The following is a 1856-nucleotide window of genomic DNA, read 5'->3' on the forward strand; positions in this document are numbered from 1 at the left end:
GCCCCCTACGCACCCGAGGACGCCCGTGCCCCTGGAGAGCAGCCCCGACTGGTGGAAGTCCAGCGTCGTCTACCAGATCTATCCGAGCAGTTTCAACGACAGCGACGGCGACGGCGTGGGCGACCTGCCCGGCGTCATCGACAGACTCGACCACCTCCAGCTGCTGGGCGTGGACGTGGTGTGGCTGTCGCCCGTCTACCCGTCGCCCTGGGACGACAACGGGTACGACATCAGCGACTACCTGGACATCCACCCCCGGTTCGGCACCCTGGCCGACTGGGACCGCCTGCGCGACGAACTGCACGGGCGCGGCATGCGCCTGGTGATGGACCTGGTCGTCAACCACACCAGCGACGAGCACCCCTGGTTCACCGCCTCCCGCGCTGGGGACCCCGAACACCGCGACTTCTACTTCTGGCGGCCCGGGCGCGACGGAGGCCCGCCCAACAACTGGGGGTCGGTCTTCTCCGGTCCCGCCTGGACCCGCGACGAGACCAGCGGCGAGTACTACCTGCACCTGTTCACCCGCCGCCAGCCCGACCTGAACTGGGAGAACCCCAGGGTCCGCTCGGCGGTGCACGACGTGGCGCGCTGGTGGCTGGACCGCGGCGCCGACGGCTTCCGCATGGACGTCATCAACTTCGTCTCCAAGACCCCCGAGATGCCCGACGGGCCCCTGGCGGGGGACCACGGGATCTTCGCCGACCACGCCGTCAACGGCCCCCGCCTGCACGAGTTCCTGCACGAGATGCACCGGGAGGTGTTCGAGGGCCGCGACGTGCTCACCGTGGGCGAGATGCCCGGAGTGGACGTGGAGCAGGCCCTGCTGCACACCATGCCCGAGCGGCGCGAGCTGTCCATGGTCTTCCAGTTCGAGCACATGGACCTGGACCACGGGCCCGGCGGCAAGTTCGACCCCCGGCCCCCGGACCTGCGCCGCCTGCGGGAGTCCCTCAACCGGTGGCAGACCGGCATGGGCGAGCGCGGGTGGAACAGCCTGTACTGGAACAACCACGACCAGCCCCGGGTGGTGTCGCGCTTCGGCGACGAGGACCACCGGGTGGCGTCGGCCACGGCGCTGGCCACGACCCTGCACATGATGCGGGGCACGCCCTACGTCTACCAGGGCGAGGAACTGGGCATGACCAACGCCCACATGGGCGACATCGCCGACTACCGCGACGTGGAGACGCTCAACCACCACCGCGCGGTGGTGGACACGGGCAGGGCCGACCCGGGGGAGGCGATGGCGGCCATCGCCCGGATGAGCCGCGACAACGCGCGCACGCCCATGCAGTGGGACGCCTCGCCGGGCGCCGGTTTCACCACCGGAACCCCGTGGATCGCGATCAACCCCAACCACACCGAGATCAACGCCGAGGCCGCCGTGGCCGACCCGGACTCGGTCTTCCACTACTACCGGCGGCTCATCGCGCTGCGCCGGGAGCACCCGGTGGTCGTGCACGGCCGATTCGAGCCGCTGCTGGAGGACGACCCGGCGGTCTACGCCTACCGGAGGGTCCTCGACGACCGGGTGCTGCTGGTGGTGGCCAACTGGAGCGCGCGGACGGTGCCGCTGGAGCTGGACCCCTCCGCCGCCGGGCGCGACCCGGTCCGCCTGATCGGCAACCACCCCGACGAGGGCGCCTTCGCGCCGCTGCGGCCCTGGGAGGCCCGCGTCCACCTGGGAGGCCGCTGAGCGGGGGCGGACGCCGGTCCCCTCCCCGGGGCGGCGGAACCCGGGCCCTGTCGCGGTGTGGGGGCGTGCGAGGGGCGGGGAACCGGTACGCGGCCCGTCCCCACCGGCGCGGAGGCGCACGGCGCTGCGGTCGGCGCCGCACACGCGTCGCGCCCGG

At 72.4% G+C, this 1856-nt stretch carries 1 protein-coding gene; it reads left to right on the plus strand.

The features are described 5' to 3' along the window. The first annotated feature begins 25 nt into the window (after positions 1-25). A complete protein-coding gene (locus DQW06_RS07915) occupies positions 26-1699 on the plus strand; it encodes an alpha-glucosidase (protein WP_071622406.1) in 1674 nt (557 codons plus the stop codon). Positions 1700-1856: the final 157 nt, after the last annotated feature.

The sequence above is a fragment of the Nocardiopsis sp. TNDT3 genome (genome assembly GCF_003427465.1).
GTDB classification, from domain to species: Bacteria; Actinomycetota; Actinomycetes; order Streptosporangiales; family Streptosporangiaceae; genus Nocardiopsis; species Nocardiopsis dassonvillei.